Below are 15,186 nucleotides of genomic sequence, written 5' to 3'. Positions count from 1 at the left end.
CAGCGTGGTTTGACGGGGCGCCTAAGATCAAAAGCAGATCAAGATCAAGAGCGGCTCGCTTCGCATCGTGGTTACCGGGGCGGCACATTCGACATCTCTGTCGATTGAACGGCCGCCATCGCAGGCAAGCCAGCTCCCACAGTTGATCATGGGGGCATCAATTAGATCAGCGCCAATTTTTGAAGTACCCAGGGGCATTTTCTTCAATACCTCTCGTCTTTGCGCGCGTTACCGTGATCTCAACATCGTTGGCATCACACAAGGAACTGTAATGAGCTTGATTCTCTCCATGGCCGCTTTTGCCCTGGCCACGTCCATCACTCCCGGGCCTGTCAATGTGGTCGCGTTAAGTGCCGGCGCGCGTTTCGGTTTTGTCGCCAGCCAGAAACATGTGTTGGGCGCCGCTGTAGGTTTCACCTTATTGTTGGTACTCATCGGCCTGGGGTTGCACGAAGTGCTGGTGCGCTGGCCGATCCTGATCCAATTGATCCGCTGGGGCGGTGTGGTGTTCTTGTTGTATATGGCGTGGAAGCTGGCGGTGGATGATGGCTGGTTGGACGCTGATGGTGCACAGACCGCGCCTTCGATGCTGTACGGCGCGATCATGCAGTGGCTCAACCCGAAAGCCTGGCTGGCGTGTGTGGCAGGTATGGGCTTGTTTGTGGCCGATGGCGATGCGGCGCAGGTGTGGTTGTTTGCCGCGCTTTACCTGGTGATCTGCTACCTCTCGGTGGCGTGCTGGGCGTATGCGGGGACGTTTTTGCGCCGCTATTTGCACAACCCGAAGGGTGTGCGCCTGTTCAACCGCTCAATGGCCGCGTTGCTGGTGGCCAGTGTGGGTTATTTGCTGATGGCTTGAGGTTTTCGCGGTATTGCCCCGGCGTGGCCGCGAAGTGTTGTTTGAAGGTGCGCTGGAAGTGCGCCTGGTCGGCAAAGCCCGCGGCCAGGGCGACGTCGGCAATCAGGGCGCCATTGCGCAGTTGGCTGCGGGCAAACTGGATGCGTCGGTTGACCATGAAGGCGTGGGGCGTCAAGCCGTAATACTGCTTGAATGCGCGGATCAGGTAAGACGGCGACAGGTCGGCGGCCTGGCAGATGTCCTCCAGCTTCAAGGCCTGTGTGCAGTGGGTGCGGATGTAGTCGGCGGCGCGTTCCAGTTTGTGGTTGACCTCGCGTACCGGCGCCGGCGAAGGGTTCAGGCGCTGTTGCACCTCGGTGAAGTAACTCACCAGCGCGCTCTGTTTTTGCAGCAGTTCGGCCTGTTCATCCACGAGCGTGCGGTACAGGTCTAGCAAACCGTGGTACAGCGCGGTGTCGCGGGTATGGGGCGTGTCGAAGGGCCGGTAGCCCTGGTCGGTACTGAACCCCAGCTGGTATTGCAGGTCGGTCAGCCAGGGCGTGTCGAGGTACAGCATGTGGTAGGACCAGGGCTGGTCATGGATGGGGTTGCACGCATGCACATCGCCGGGGTTCATCAGCACCACGGTGCCGGCGCTGATGTCGAAGGTGCGCGCGCCGTAGTGGTAATAGCTGCAGCCGGTGGTGATCGCACCGATGGAAAAATGCTCATGGGCGTGCCGGGTGTAGGTGACCTTGCGCCCGTCGGCAATGGTGCGCGCTTCGATGAACGGCAGGCGTTCGTCGCGCCAGAAGCGCGGCGTGTCTGCGGGGCGGGCGATAGGGCTCGGCGACATAGCGTTAGTTCTCCTGCATTTGCACCCGCGTTACGTCAGGCCGGTACCAAAAAAGCCGCCTTGAGCAACTGCCGGGTATAGGCATGCTGCGGGTCGGCAAAAATAGCCCGGGCGTCGCCTTGCTCCACCACCTGGCCTTGCTTGACCACCATCAATTGGTGACTCAGCGCCTTCACCACCGCCAGGTCATGGCTGATAAACAGGTAGGTCAGGTTGTACTTGGCCTGCAAGCCGCGCAGCAACTCTACCACCTGGCGTTGTACCGTGCGGTCCAGGGCCGAGGTGGGCTCGTCCAGCAGGATCAGGCGCGGCTTGAGCACCAGCGCTCGGGCGATGGCGATGCGTTGGCGTTGGCCGCCGGAGAATTCATGGGGGTAGCGATGCCGGGATTCGGGGTCCAGGCCCACTTCCTTGAGCGCCGCGATAATCGCGGCTTCCTGTTCGGCGGGCGTGCCCATCTTGTGGATGCGCAAGCCTTCGCCGACGATCTCGCTGACACACATGCGCGGGCTCAGGCTACCGAAGGGGTCCTGGAACACCACCTGCATTTCCCGGCGCAACGGGCGCACCTGCTGTTGGCTGATGCGGTCCAGTTGCTGGCCTTCAAAGCGAATTCCGCCCTGGCTGCCGATCAGGCGCAGAATCGCCAGGCCCAGAGTGGATTTGCCCGAGCCACTTTCGCCAACGATGCCCAGGGTTTGCCCCTGGGGCAGGCTGAAGTTGATGCCGTCTACGGCCTTGACGTAATCCACGGTGTTGCGCAGAAAGCCTTTCTTGATCGGAAACCAGACTTTCAGGTCGTCCACTTCCAGCAGCGGTGGGCCGACCGCGTTGCTGGCCGGCCCGCCACTGGGCTCCGCAGCAAGCAGTTCCTGGGTGTAGGGATGCTGGGGCGACTGGAACAGCGTCTCGCAATCGGCCTGCTCCACGATGCAACCTTGCTGCATCACGCACACACGGTGAGCGATGCGCCGTACCAGGTTGAGGTCGTGGCTGATCAGCAGCAGCGCCATGCCCAGCCGCGCCTGCAGCTCCTTGAGCAATTCCAGAATCTTCAACTGTACGGTGACGTCAAGGGCGGTGGTCGGCTCATCGGCGATCAACAACTCCGGTTCGTTGGCCAAGGCCATGGCGATCATCACCCGCTGGCGCTGGCCGCCGGACAGCTCATGGGGCAGGGCCTTGAGGCGTTTGTGCGGTTCGGGGATGCCCACCAGTTCCAGCAACTCCAACGTGCGCTGGGTGGCGACCTTGCCGGTCAGGCCCTTGTGCAGGCCGAGCACTTCGTTGATCTGTTTTTCGATGGAGTGCAGCGGGTTCAACGAGGTCATCGGCTCCTGGAAGATCATCGCAATACGGTTGCCGCGTATATGCCGCAGGGTCTTCTCTTTGAGCGTCAGCAGGTCTTGCCCTGAATATTCGATGGTGCCAGACGGATGCCTTGCCAGAGGGTAGGGCAGCAGGCGCAGAATCGAATGGGCGGTGACCGATTTGCCTGAACCGCTTTCGCCCACCAGCGCCAGGGTTTCGCCGCGCTTGATGTCGAAGCTGACGTGGTTGACCACGCGGTGATGATGCTCGCCGGTGACGAACTCGACACTGAGGTCGCGGATTTCGATCAGATTGTCCGGATTCATCTCATTTCCTCGGGTCGAACGCATCGCGAGCGGACTCGCCGATAAACACCAGCAGGCTCAACATGATCGCCAGCACCGCAAAGGCACTCATGCCCAGCCACGGCGCCTGCAGGTTGGATTTGCCCTGGGCCACCAGCTCACCCAGCGACGGCGAACCTGCCGGCAGCCCGAAGCCGAGAAAGTCCAGGGCGGTGAGGGTGCCGATGGCGCCGGTAAGGATGAAGGGCAGGAAGGTCATGGTCGAAACCATCGCATTGGGCAGGATGTGGCGAAACATGATGGCGCCGTTCTGCATGCCCAGCGCCCGCGCCGCGCGCACGTACTCCAGGTTGCGCCCGCGCAGGAACTCGGCGCGCACCACATCCACCAGGCTCATCCAGGAAAACAGCAGCATGATCCCCAGCAGCCACCAGAAGTTGGGTTGCACAAAGCTGGCCAGGATGATCAGCAGGTAGAGCACCGGCAAGCCGGACCAGATCTCCAGAAAACGTTGCCCGGCCAGGTCGACCCAACCGCCATAAAAGCCCTGCAAGGCGCCGGCAATCACGCCGATGATCGAGCTGAGCACGGTCAGGGTCAGGGCAAAGAGCACCGACACGCGAAAGCCGTAGATTACTCGCGCCAGCACATCGCGCCCCTGGTCATCGGTGCCCAGCAGGTTCACCGAGGACGGCGGCGCCGGGGCCGGGACTTTCAGGTCGTAATTGATGCTCTGGTAGCTGAACGGAACCGGCGCCCACAAGGTCCAGGCGTTCTTGGCCTTGAGCAGTTCCTGGATGTACGGGCTCTTGTAGTTGGCTTCCAACGGGAATTCACCGCCGAAGGTGGTCTCCGGGTAGCGCTTGAGCGCCGGGAAGTACCAGCCGCCGTCGAAGTGCACTGCCAGGGGCTTGTCGTTGGCGATCAACTCGGCGCCCAGGCTCAGCACGAACAGCACCAGGAACAGCCACAGCGACCACCAGCCACGCTTGTTGGCCTTGAACCGCTCGAACCGGCGACGATTGAGGGGGGACAGGTTCATCTCAATGCTCCCGGCTGGCAAAGTCGATACGCGGATCGACCAGGGTGTAAGTGAGGTCGCCGATCAGTTTCACGATCAGCCCCAGCAGGGTGAAGATAAACAGCGTGCCGAACACCACCGGGTAGTCACGATTGATCGCCGCTTCAAAGCTCATCAGGCCTAGGCCGTCGAGGGAGAAGATCACTTCCACCAGCAACGAGCCGGTAAAGAAGATGCCAATGAAGGCCGAAGGGAAACCGGCGATCACCAGCAGCATGGCGTTGCGGAACACGTGGCCATACAGCACGCGCCTGTTGGTCAGACCCTTGGCCTTGGCGGTGACCACGTACTGCTTGTTGATTTCGTCGAGAAAGCTGTTCTTGGTCAGCAGGGTCATGGTCGCGAAGTTGCCGATCACCAGGGCGGTGACGGGCAGCGCCAGGTGCCAGAAGTAATCGAGGATCTTGCCGCCCCAGCTCAACTCGTCGAAGTTGTTGGACGTGAGCCCGCGCAAGGGGAACCAGTCGAAATAACTGCCACCGGCAAACACCACGATCAGCAAGATCGCGAACAGGAACGCCGGTATCGCATAGCCGACGATGATCGCCGAGCTGGTCCACACATCGAAATGGCTGCCGTGGCGCGTGGCCTTGGCGATCCCCAGGGGGATGGATACCAGGTACATGATCAGGGTGCTCCATAACCCCAGGGAAATGGACACCGGCATCTTCTCCTTGATCAAGTCGATGACCTTGGCGTCCCGGAAAAAGCTGTCACCAAAGTCCAGCTGGGCGTAGTTCTTGACCATGATCCACAAGCGTTCCGGCGCCGACTTGTCGAAGCCGTACATCTTTTCGATTTCCTTGATCAGCGCCGGGTCCAGGCCCTGGGCGCCACGGTAGCTGGAGCCGGCCACCGCGACTTCGGCCCCGCCGCCGGCAATGCGGCTGGTGGCGCCGTCGAAGCCTTCGAGCTTGGCGATCATCTGCTCCACCGGGCCGCCGGGCGCGGCCTGGATGATGACGAAGTTGATCAGCAAGATCCCGAACAGCGTGGGGATGATCAGCAACAGGCGACGAACAATATAGGCCAGCATTTAATCGCCTCCGCTCGCCGCATCGGCGCGTGTATCCAGGGGGACGGCAGGCGTGACGTCGGGCTTGCTCCACCAGGTGGCGGTGCCGACGTCGTAGCGTGGCGAGACCTTGGGGTGGCCCAGGTGGTCCCAGTACGCGACGCGGAAGGTCTTGATGTGCCAGTTGGGGATCACGTAGTAACCAAACTGCAGCACACGATCCAGCGCCCTGGCGTGGGCGATCAGGCTTTGGCGCGAACCGGCGTCGATCAACTCCTCCACCAACTGGTCGACGGCGGGGTCCTTGAGGCCCATGTAGTTGCGGCTGCCGGGCTTGTCGGCGCTGGAGGATTTCCAGAACTCGCGCTGCTCGTTACCCGGCGAGGTGGATTGCGGGAAGCTGCCCACCAGCATGTCGAAGTCGCGCGAGCGCAGGCGGTTGATGAACTGCGAGACGTCCACGCGACGAATCACCAGGTCGATGCCCAGGTCTGCCAGGTTGCGCTTGAACGGCAGCAGGATGCGCTCGAACTCGGTCTGGGCCAGCAGGAACTCGATGGTCACCGGCTTGCCGGTGCTGTCGACCATTTTGTCGTCGACAATCTTCCAGCCTGCCTCTTGCAGCAGTTGGTAGGCCTCGCGCTGTTGGGTGCGGATCATACCGCTGCCGTCGGTGTGGGACGGTTCGAAGGCCTGGGTGAAGACTTCGCCAGGGATCTTGTCGCGCAGCGGCTCAAGGATCGCCAGTTCGTCCGGGCCGGGTAGGCCGGTAGCGGCCATTTCCGAGTTTTCGAAATAGCTGCGGGTGCGGGTGTAGGCACCGTTGAACAACTGCTTGTTGCTCCATTCGAAATCCAGCAACAGGCTGATGGCCTTGCGCACCCGCACGTCCTGGAACATCGGCTTGCGCATGTTGAACACAAAGCCCTGCATGCCGGTGGGGTTGCCGTTGGGAATTTCTTCCTTGATCAAGCGGCCTTCTTTCACCGCTGGAATGTTGTAGGCGTTGGCCCAGTTCTTGGCGCTGAACTCCAGCCAGTAGTCGAACTGCCCGGCCTTCAAGGCTTCCAGGGAGACGGTGCTGTCGCGGTAGTAATCGGTGATGCGGGTATCGAAGTTGTAGAAGCCCTTATTGACCGGCAGGTCCTTGGCCCAATAATCCTTGACGCGCTCGTAGCGAATCATGCGGCCCGGCTTGACCTCGGCCACCTGGTAAGGCCCGCTGCCCAGAGGGATTTCCAGGTTGCCCTTGGAGAAATCCCGGCTCGCCCACCAGTGTTTGGGCAGCACTGGCAACTGCCCCAGGATCAACGGCAACTCGCGGTTGTTGGTGCGCTTGAATTTGAACAGCACGCGCAACGGGTCTTCGGCCACTACTTCATCGACGTCGGCGTAGTAGTTGCGGTACAGCGGGTTGCCTTCCTTGATCAGGGTCTGGAAGGTGAATACGACGTCTTCGGCGCGGATCGGGTGGCCGTCATGGAAGCGCGCTTCGGGGCGCAGGTAGAAGCGCACCCAACTGTTGTCCGGGGCTTTTTCGATTTTGCCGGCCACCAGGCCGTACTCGGTGATGGGTTCGTCCAGGCTCTGCATGGCCAGGGTGTCGTAGATCAGCGGCAGGTTATCCGCCGGCACGCCTTTGCTGATGTAGGGGTTGAGGCTGTCGAAGCCGCCCATGGCCGATTCGCGGAAGGTGCCGCCCTTGGGGGCGTCGGGGTTTACGTAGTCAAAATGCTTGAAGTCGGCGGGGTACTTGGGTGGCTCGTTGTAGAGGGTCAGCGCATGTTGTGGCGCGGCGTGCGCCGCGGTGCACAGCAACAGGCTGGCGAGCAGGGTAGTACGCAAGGACATCATTGGGCTTTCTCCGAAGCTTTCAGCCACCACGCGCTCAGGCCCAGGCTATAGGGCGGCGTGGTGACGAAGGCGAACCGGTTGCGGTACGCCAGGCGATGGTAGTTGAGGTACCAGTTGGGAATGCTGTAGTGCTGCCACAGCAGCACCCGGTCCAGGGCGCGGCCGGCGGCCAGTTGTTCTTCGCGGGTCTGCGCCGCCAGCAGTTGGTCCAGCAGGTGGTCGACCACCGGGTTGGCGATGCCGGCGTAATTCTTGCTGCCCTTGATCGCGGCCTGGCTGGAGTGGAAGTACTGCCACTGCTCAAGACCGGGGCTCAATGTCTGGTTGAGGGTCATCAGAATCATGTCGAAATCGAATTGATCAAGGCGCTGTTTGTACTGTGCGCGGTCAACGGTGCGCAAGCGGGCGTCGATGCCGATGCGGGTCAGATTTTCGACATAAGGTTGCAGGATGCGCTCAAGGTTCGGGTTGACCAGCAGGATTTCCAGGCGCAGCGGTTGCCCGTTTTTATCGAGCAGGCGCTGCCCCGACAATTTCCAGCCGGCCTCGCTGAGCAGGGCCAGGGCCTGGCGCAGGGTTTCGCGGGGGATGCCGCGGCCGTCGGTGTGCGGCAGGCTGAACGGCTGGGTAAACAGCGCGGCCGGCAGTTGGTCGCGGTAGGGCGAGAGCATCAACCACTCATGGCCCACAGGCAGGCCAGTAGCCGAGAACTCACTGTTGGGGTAATAGCTTACCGAGCGCTTATAAGCGCTGCTGAACAGGGTGCGGTTGGTCCATTCAAAATCGAACATCAACCCCAGGGCTTCACGCACCTTGGCCTGGCTGAACGCCGGTCGTCGGGTATTCATGAACAGGCCCTGGCTCTGGGTGGGGATCTGATGAGCGATCTGCGCCTTGATCACATCGCCGCGGTTGACCGCCGGAAAGTTGTAGCCCGTGGCCCAGTTTTTGGCCTGATGCTCGATATAAATGTCGAATTCACCGGCCTTGAAGGCTTCAAAGGCCACGTCGCTGTCTCGATAGAACTCCACGTCGACCTTGTCGTAGTTATAGAACCCCTGGTTGACCGGCAGGTCTTTGCCCCAGTAATCCTTGACCCGTTCAAACACCAGTTGCCGCCCAGGCGCCACCTTGGTGATGCGGTAAGGCCCACTGCCCAGCGGAGGCTCGAAGGTGGTGGCCTTGAAGTCACGGTTTTTCCAATAGTGTTGGGGCAGCACCGGCAACTCGCCCAGGCGCAGGATCAGCAAGGGGTTGCCGGCGCGCTTGAACACAAAGCGGATACGGTTAGGGTTGAGGATGTCGACCCGGGCCACTTCCTGCAGGTTGGTGCGGTACTGCGGATGGCCTTCGGTCAGCAGGGTGCGATAGGAGAACGCTACGTCATCGGCGGTGATCGGCTTGCCGTCGTGAAAGCGTGCTTCGGGGCGCAGGTTGAACACCACCCAACTGCGGTCCTCGCTGTATTCCACCGAGTGGGCAATCAGGCCATAGCTGGAGGTGGGTTCATCGCCGGACGGCGCGTATTGCCCGGTGCCCACCATCAAGGGTTCATTGAGTTCGTTGACGCCGTACTGCAGGAAGTTGCCGGTGGCAACCGGGCTTGTACCCTTGAAGGTATAGGGGTTGAGCGTATCGAAGGTGCCAAATGCCATCACCCGCAATGTCCCGCCTTTGGGCGCTGCAGGGTTTACCCAATCGTAATGGGTGAACTTGGCCGGGTACTTGAGTGTGCCGAACTGCGCATAACCGTGGCTTTCGGTGATCGTCGCGTTCGCCGCAAAGCTCAAGGCCAGGCTTATTAGTAGAAGGAGGGGACGCTTCAAGTCAGAGATCCGATCCAGGCGGCTTGGGCTTTATGATCGGTACAGTAACAGCTTGTTCCGGTTGGAAAAAGGCTGTCGGGAGGGCCATTTTGCGGACTGCGAGCTATTGGACGGTGTGAAGGTCAAATGTGGGAGCTGGCTTGCCTGCGATAGCATCGACTCGGTGCCTGGGACACACACCGAGGTGTCTGTATCGCAGGCAAGCCAGCTCCTACATTGATTATCTTGGCCCGGAAACCACCAGCATCTGGCCTGGCTTCAATGCCTGGCCGGTGCGCGGGTTCCAACGCTTGAGATGCTGCATCTCGACGTTGAAACGCTTGGCCACCATGTACAGCGAGTCACCTTTCTTGACCTTGTACTGCACCGGCTTTTTCGCCGCAACTTTGCGCGTGTCCTGCATCACCAGGGTCTGGCCAACCTTGAGTGCCTGGCCGTTGAGCTTGTTCCAGCGCTGCAGGTCATGCACATCGACCTTGTTGGCCTTGGCAATAAGCGTGAGGTTGTCGCCACTGCGTACCTTGTAGCTGCGGGTGCGCCCTGCAACCGCCTTGGTCTCGACTTCGTCGAACACCGGCTTTTTCGGGCGCATGCTCAGCAATTCTTCCGGCTTCATCGTCGAAAGGGTGCTGGTCAGCAACTGGGCCTTGGAGGTCGGTACCAGCAGATGCTGGGGGCCGTCCAGGGTGGTGCGTTGTTTCAGGGCTGGGTTGAGCTGGAACAGTTCGTCTTCGTCGATCTCGGCCAGCGCGGCAACCCGTGACAGGTCCATGCTTTGCTTGACTTCAACCACTTCGAAGTACGGCGTGTTGGCAATCGGGTTCAGGTTGACGCCGTAAGCTTCGGGCGCCAATACCACCTGGGACAAGGCCAGGAACTTGGGCACATAGTCCTTGGTTTCCTGGGGCAGGGGCAGGTTCCAGTAGTCGGTGGGCAGGCCGAGTTTTTCATTGCGCTCGATTGCCCGGCTGACCGTGCCTTCGCCGGCGTTATAGGCCGCCAGGGCCAGCAGCCAGTCGCCGTTGAACATGTCATGCAGACGCGTCAGGTAGTCCAGGGCGGCGGTGGTGGAGGCGGTGATGTCGCGGCGGCCGTCGTAGGCGCGGGTCTGGCGCAGGTTGAAGTAGCGCCCGGTGGAGGGAATGAACTGCCACAAGCCGACCGCATCGCTGCGCGAATAGGCCATTGGGTTGTAGGCACTTTCAATCACTGGCAGCAGCGCCAGCTCCAGGGGCATGTTGCGTTCTTCAAGGCGTTCGACGATGTAATGAATGTAGAGGCTGCCGCGTTCGCCGGCATTCTCCAGAAAGGAGGGGTTGCTGGCGAACCATAGGCGCTGTTGCTCGATGCGCGGGTTGACGCCGACACCGTCCTGCAATTGAAAGCCCCGACGCATGCGTTCCCAGACGTCCTGGGGTACTTCGGGGCTGGGCTTCTCTGATAGCCAAATAGGTTTTTGCTTGATCTTGGCAGCAAGATTCGGTTTGGGTTGCACGGTGGATTGTGCAGCGTAATGGGTCGATTGGCAGCCCGCCAGAGTTGCGGAAACGGCCACCGCCACGGCTTGAGCCAGGCGGGTCAATGCGTCTGAAGAAATGGATTTACGAATAGATGACGACATTGGCTGGAAGTAAGTTCCGGGCAAAAATGTCGGGCGATTCTAGAAAGCGCTGTGGTTGCGGTCAACCATTCAGAAATTACGTATCAGATTGCATCTGGTTAGAACTTATCTTTCCAAGCCCTCAAGCTAGCAAACACCTCGGCCCCAGAGCGGTTGTCGCGGCCGTTCCGTTCGTCCGCTTTTTGTTTAACGGATGTTTCAGCGGTGCGCAAAAATGGGTTAGTAAGTTTTTCCAGGGCCAGGTTGGATGGCAGCGTCATCTCGCCACGGGCGCGGAGTTGGGCGACATTTTCCACCCGTTCGGCGATGTCGGCGTTGTGCGGTTCCACGGCTTGGGCAAACTTGAGGTTACTTTGTGTGTACTCGTGGGTGCAGTACACCTGCGTATCGGCGGGCAGGGCGGCCAGGCGTTCCAGGGAGCTGTACATCTGTTCGGGCGTGCCCTCGAAGAGGCGACCGCAGCCGGCAGCAAACAAGGTATCGCCACACAGCAATACGCCTTGGTGGTAAAAGGCGATGTGGCCGAGGGTATGGCCTGGCACGGCGTACACGTCGAAGTCCCAGCCCAGCACGTTGATGTGGTCGTTGTCGTGCAAGGCCACATCCCGCGCCGGGATCTTTTCGTTGGCCGGGCCGTAGACCTTGGCGCCGGTGGCAGTTTTCAGTTGCTCGACACCGCCTACATGATCATGGTGATGGTGGGTGACCAGGATGTCGCTGAGGCGCCACTCGGCATTCTGCTCGAGCCATGCCAGCACTGGCGTGGCATCGCCGGGGTCGACCACCGCGCAGCGTTGGGTGGCGGGGTCTTGTAACAACCAGATGTAGTTGTCGGTGAAGGCGGGTAGGGCACTGATCTGTATCATTCTTCGATTCGCCAAGCTGAACACATTGGTGCATCTTAGAACGTCTAGGCGAGTTGGAGAATGCAATGACTGATAAAGCGTTCGCCCAGGCCGATCCTGAGTGGCTGGCCCTGATCAGCGCGGCCCGTGAATGGTTGTCCGGGCCGATTGGGCAGTTTTTGCTGGAGGAGGAGCGGCGCATGCTCGAAGACGAGCTGGGCCGGTTCTTTGGTGGCTACCTGGTGCATTACGGGCCGTCAGCCGACACGCCGCCCTCGGCGCCGCAGGTGCAACGCAATGTGCGCCTGGGGGCGCCGTTGCCGGGGGTGGAAATCGTCTGCGAGGAACAGGCCTGGCCCTTGAGCGAACACGCCGCCGATGTGGTGGTGTTGCAGCATGGCCTGGATTTCTGCCTGTCACCCCACGGTTTGTTGCGCGAAGCGGCCAGCAGCGTGCGCCCTGGTGGCCATTTGCTGATTGTTGGCATCAACCCCTGGAGCAGTTGGGGCCTGCGCCGTATGTTCGCCCATGACGGGCTACGCCAGGCGCGTTGCATCGCGCCATCACGGGTGGGTGACTGGCTCAACCTGCTGGGCTTTGCGCTGGAGAAACGCCGCTTCGGGTGCTATCGTCCGCCGCTTGCGACTGCCAAGTGGCAGGGCCGCCTGGCCGGTTGGGAACGCCGCGCAGGGGCCTGGCAGCTGTCGGGTGGCGGCTTCTATTTATTGGTTGCACGCAAGATCGTGGTCGGGCTGCGACCGGTGCAGCAAGTGCGCCGCGAGCCGATCGGCAAGCTCGTGCCGATGCCGTTGGCCAAGGTCAACCGCGAACAGCGCGAACCGTAAAACCTCTTTTTGATTTCAGGCCGAATAACCGATGACCGATAGCGTAGAACTCTTCACCGATGGCGCCTGCAAGGGCAACCCGGGCCCAGGTGGCTGGGGCGCCTTGCTGGTGTGCAAGGGCGTGGAGAAGGAACTGTGGGGCGGCGAAGCCAATACCACCAATAACCGCATGGAACTGATGGGCGCCATTCGCGGCCTCGAAGAACTCAAGCGGCGCTGCAACGTACTCCTGGTGACCGACTCGCAATATGTGATGAAGGGCATCAACGAGTGGATGGTCAACTGGAAAAAACGCGGCTGGAAGACGGCGGCCAAAGAGCCAGTCAAGAACGCCGACCTGTGGCAATTGCTCGATGAGCAGTGCAACCGTCACGACATCACCTGGAAATGGGTACGCGGCCACATTGGCCACCCTGGCAACGAGCGCGCCGACCAGTTGGCCAACCGTGGCGTGGATGAAGTGCGCGGCTACAAACAAAGCTGAATCAGCGACACCGCAGCGGCCGTTCGAGCCGCTGCTTCACTGCCGCCATCGCGCGTGGCGAATCTACCAGCACGGCATTGAGCTTCAGGCAGGCAGCGGCGCGATAGTCGTTAGCGTTGTTGACCCCAATCGCCAGAATATTCGATTCGCCGTTGGCGCGAAAACAGTCGACAGCCTGGGGCGTCCACAGCTTGGCATTCACCGCTGAGCGGGCCTCACCGAGGGTGAAAGTTTCCACCAAATCCACTTTGCGCTGGTACTCGAACGCTACCCAACCGCCTGGTTGCGGTGTCGGGTTGCAACTGTTTGCCAGGGCAACATTGGCCAGGCGTTCACGGGTCCGGTCCCTGGATTCGAACAGCCGGGCCTTGGGGTATTGGGCGAACGCTTGCTGGTAGCTGACGTCGGTGGAGTAGATCCACACGCGGTCCCAGGCATGGTTCTGCTCCAATACGCGAGCAACAGCCGCCGCCTGGGGCGTGGCCGGGAGTGCTTTCATGTCGAGGATGATCGGGGTGGTTACTGGAATCGCTGTGAGCGCCTGTTGCAATGAGGGCAACGCTACGGCCTGGGTGCGATAAGGAAAGGTCACGCGGCCATCCGCTGCAGTTTGCTTGAACTGCCAGCCGGCGTTGAGTTGTTGCAACTGCGCCCAGGTCTTCTCTGCCACTGCGCCCGTACCCTGGGTGTTGGCACTCAGGTCGGCGGGCCGGTACAACACGGGCACTTCGTCACGGCTCAGTTGCACGGTCAGCCACAGCATGTCGACGTTATGGCGCAGGGCATTCTCAACGGCCAGCAGCGTATTTTCCGGAAAGTCCGCGGTGCCACCTCGATGGGCCACGACCAGCGGCAGGCGCGTGCCTGAGGTCTCGGGAGCCGATGGGGTGCTGCAGCCGCCCAGCAGGAGGCTGGTGAGCAGCAAAGCCAGGGTATATCGAGCTTTGATCATTGGGGAGCACACTCTCGTAGCGGTCCGGCATACTGCTGATAAACGAAAGGCACCATTATTTATTTAATGCCTGACGGAATGCTACCCAGGAGTGCGGGAGGTTTTCTTCAGGTCATGCCGATGTCCAGGCATTTCTTGACGACGCGGTAGAGAGCGAGCCGTGGGGGGCATACGCTGCCACCCTGGGGCACGATTGGTCTTCACCGGTGGCGGGGTGCCATGGGGCGCTTCGGTTATAGAGCGTGCTAATATCCCGCCCCTTGAACTGTACCGAACCGTTGAGAGCTGAACCCTGATGGCCATCCGATCTGTTGTACTCGATACCGAAACCACCGGCATGCCGGTGACCGATGGTCACCGGATCATCGAAATCGGCTGTGTCGAACTGATGGGGCGCCGCCTGACCGGCCGCCACTTCCACGTCTACCTGCAACCGGACCGTGACAGTGACGAAGGGGCGATTGGCGTCCACGGCATCACCGATGAATTCCTCAAGGGCAAGCCCCGCTTTGCCGAAGTGGCCGATGAGTTCTTCGAGTTCATCAACGGCGCCCAGTTGATCATTCATAACGCGGCGTTCGACATCGGTTTCATCAACAACGAATTTGCCCTGATGGGGCAGACCGACCGTGCGGACATCTCCCAGCACTGCACGATCCTCGATACCTTGATGATGGCCCGCGAGCGTCACCCGGGCCAACGCAACAGCCTAGATGCCTTGTGCAAGCGTTATGGCGTCGACAACTCCGGCCGTGAACTCCACGGCGCCTTGCTCGACTCCGAGATCCTGGCCGACGTTTACCTGACCATGACGGGTGGGCAGACCAGCCTGTCCCTGGCCGGTAATGCGTCCGATGGCAGCGGTTCGGCGGAGGGCTCGGGCAACCGCCCTTCGGAAATCCGCCGCTTGCCGGCTGATCGCAAGCCGACGCCGATCATCCGCGCCAGCGAGCAGGACCTGGCCGAGCATGCGGCGCGCTTGGAAGCGATCGCCAAGGCAGCGGGTGCGCCGGCATTGTGGACGCAACTCACCCAGCACTAACCGCTCAAGTGGGCTCGCCTGCGAAGGCGGTCTGACAGCGTTCACCTATCTATCTGACGCCCCTCGATCAAACTGTGGGAGGGGGCTTGCTACCGATGGGGGCAGGACTGTCGACACTTGTTTACCTGACGCCCCGCTATCCAAATGTGGGAGCTGGCTTGCCTGCGATGACGGCCTGATAGTCAATACAGTTGGACTGTGTACATATCCATTTCTGCGGTAACGGCCACTTAGGGTTCCGCCCTGACGGCGTCTTACTTTTGAAAAGCGCAAAAGTAAGCAAAACGCTCTTGCCCCACCACTCGGCACCT

The 15,186-nt window shown here is 60.9% G+C and carries 13 protein-coding genes; 4 read left to right on the top strand and 9 right to left on the bottom strand.

Features of this window, described 5'->3' with window-relative positions; genetic code table 11:
• Positions 1-271: 271 nt before the first annotated feature.
• Positions 272-859, top strand: coding sequence for a LysE family translocator (locus DK871_RS27205; RefSeq protein ID WP_161907333.1), 588 nt, complete (start codon positions 272-274; stop codon positions 857-859).
• Here DK871_RS27205 and DK871_RS27200 read toward each other — a convergent pair.
• The 8 genes from DK871_RS27200 to gloB form a co-directional block, all read right to left on the bottom strand.
• Complete coding sequence (locus DK871_RS27200; RefSeq protein ID WP_161907332.1) at positions 801-1,694, bottom strand: AraC family transcriptional regulator; 894 nt, start codon at positions 1,692-1,694, stop codon at positions 801-803. The two genes, DK871_RS27205 and DK871_RS27200, sit on opposite strands and share 59 nt — an antisense overlap.
• Positions 1,695-1,729: 35 nt before the next feature.
• Positions 1,730-3,331, bottom strand: coding sequence for an ABC transporter ATP-binding protein (locus tag DK871_RS27195; RefSeq protein WP_161907331.1), 1,602 nt, complete (start codon positions 3,329-3,331; stop codon positions 1,730-1,732).
• Between the two features lies 1 nt (position 3,332).
• On the bottom strand, positions 3,333-4,352 hold the full coding sequence (locus DK871_RS27190; protein WP_161907330.1) for an ABC transporter permease: 1,020 nt from the start codon (positions 4,350-4,352) through the stop codon (positions 3,333-3,335).
• Between the two features lies 1 nt (position 4,353).
• Positions 4,354-5,427, bottom strand: coding sequence for a microcin C ABC transporter permease YejB (locus DK871_RS27185; protein ID WP_056784415.1), 1,074 nt, complete (start codon positions 5,425-5,427; stop codon positions 4,354-4,356).
• Positions 5,428-7,260: an extracellular solute-binding protein gene (locus DK871_RS27180; RefSeq protein WP_161907329.1), complete on the bottom strand. Its 1,833-nt coding sequence runs from the start codon at positions 7,258-7,260 to the stop codon at positions 5,428-5,430. It abuts the gene before it with no gap.
• Positions 7,257-9,086 (bottom strand): extracellular solute-binding protein, encoded by a 1,830-nt coding sequence (locus DK871_RS27175; RefSeq protein ID WP_161907328.1) that lies wholly within the window; start codon positions 9,084-9,086, stop codon positions 7,257-7,259. The genes DK871_RS27180 and DK871_RS27175 overlap by 4 nt, the downstream gene beginning before the upstream one ends.
• A 220-nt stretch (positions 9,087-9,306) precedes the next feature.
• Positions 9,307-10,707 carry a transglycosylase SLT domain-containing protein gene (locus DK871_RS27170; protein ID WP_003190692.1) on the bottom strand — a complete coding sequence of 467 codons (1,401 nt, stop codon included), beginning with the start codon at positions 10,705-10,707 and terminating at the stop codon, positions 9,307-9,309.
• A gap of 98 nt (positions 10,708-10,805) precedes the next feature.
• The gene (gene gloB, locus DK871_RS27165) at positions 10,806-11,573 is read right to left on the bottom strand and encodes a hydroxyacylglutathione hydrolase (protein ID WP_161907327.1); all 768 of its coding nucleotides are present in this window, start codon (positions 11,571-11,573) and stop codon (positions 10,806-10,808) included.
• A 65-nt stretch (positions 11,574-11,638) separates the two neighbouring features.
• On the opposite strand from gloB, the gene DK871_RS27160 reads away from it, so the two are divergent.
• Positions 11,639-12,397 (top strand): class I SAM-dependent methyltransferase, encoded by a 759-nt coding sequence (locus DK871_RS27160; RefSeq protein WP_161907326.1) that lies wholly within the window; start codon positions 11,639-11,641, stop codon positions 12,395-12,397.
• Between the two features lie 31 nt (positions 12,398-12,428).
• Positions 12,429-12,881 carry a ribonuclease HI gene (gene rnhA / locus DK871_RS27155; protein ID WP_003173571.1) on the top strand — a complete coding sequence of 151 codons (453 nt, stop codon included), beginning with the start codon at positions 12,429-12,431 and terminating at the stop codon, positions 12,879-12,881.
• A gap of 1 nt (position 12,882) precedes the next feature.
• Here the strand turns inward: rnhA and DK871_RS27150 are convergent, their stop codons facing one another.
• Complete coding sequence (locus tag DK871_RS27150) at positions 12,883-13,833, bottom strand: glycerophosphodiester phosphodiesterase family protein (protein WP_161907325.1); 951 nt, start codon at positions 13,831-13,833, stop codon at positions 12,883-12,885.
• 301 nt (positions 13,834-14,134) lie between these two features.
• Between DK871_RS27150 and dnaQ the strand changes: the two genes are divergently transcribed.
• Positions 14,135-14,875: a DNA polymerase III subunit epsilon gene (dnaQ, locus tag DK871_RS27145; RefSeq protein ID WP_178116089.1), complete on the top strand. Its 741-nt coding sequence runs from the start codon at positions 14,135-14,137 to the stop codon at positions 14,873-14,875.
• Positions 14,876-15,186 lie beyond the last annotated feature (311 nt).

Origin of the sequence: Pseudomonas sp. L13, from assembly GCF_009935965.1 — a bacterium.
GTDB classification, from domain to species: Bacteria; Pseudomonadota; Gammaproteobacteria; order Pseudomonadales; family Pseudomonadaceae; genus Aquipseudomonas; species Aquipseudomonas lactis.
Note: the sequence above shows the minus strand (reverse complement) of the source record. Positions and strands in the feature narration are given on the sequence as shown.

Bases quoted from the DNA above. Each gene is read 5' to 3' on its own strand.
- DK871_RS27200 (WP_161907332.1), bottom strand. From the start codon at position 1,694: ATGTCGCCGAGCCCTATCGCCCGCCCCGCAGACACGCCGCGCTTCTGG.
- gloB (WP_161907327.1), bottom strand. From the start codon at position 11,573: ATGATACAGATCAGTGCCCTACCCGCCTTCACCGACAACTACATCTGG.
- DK871_RS27150 (WP_161907325.1), bottom strand. From the start codon at position 13,833: ATGATCAAAGCTCGATATACCCTGGCTTTGCTGCTCACCAGCCTCCTG.
- DK871_RS27160 (WP_161907326.1), top strand. From the start codon at position 11,639: ATGACTGATAAAGCGTTCGCCCAGGCCGATCCTGAGTGGCTGGCCCTG.
- DK871_RS27185 (WP_056784415.1), bottom strand. From the start codon at position 5,427: ATGCTGGCCTATATTGTTCGTCGCCTGTTGCTGATCATCCCCACGCTG.
- DK871_RS27205 (WP_161907333.1), top strand. From the start codon at position 272: ATGAGCTTGATTCTCTCCATGGCCGCTTTTGCCCTGGCCACGTCCATC.
- DK871_RS27195 (WP_161907331.1), bottom strand. From the start codon at position 3,331: ATGAATCCGGACAATCTGATCGAAATCCGCGACCTCAGTGTCGAGTTC.
- DK871_RS27190 (WP_161907330.1), bottom strand. From the start codon at position 4,352: ATGAACCTGTCCCCCCTCAATCGTCGCCGGTTCGAGCGGTTCAAGGCC.
- rnhA (WP_003173571.1), top strand. From the start codon at position 12,429: ATGACCGATAGCGTAGAACTCTTCACCGATGGCGCCTGCAAGGGCAAC.
- DK871_RS27170 (WP_003190692.1), bottom strand. From the start codon at position 10,707: ATGTCGTCATCTATTCGTAAATCCATTTCTTCAGACGCATTGACCCGC.
- DK871_RS27180 (WP_161907329.1), bottom strand. From the start codon at position 7,260: ATGATGTCCTTGCGTACTACCCTGCTCGCCAGCCTGTTGCTGTGCACC.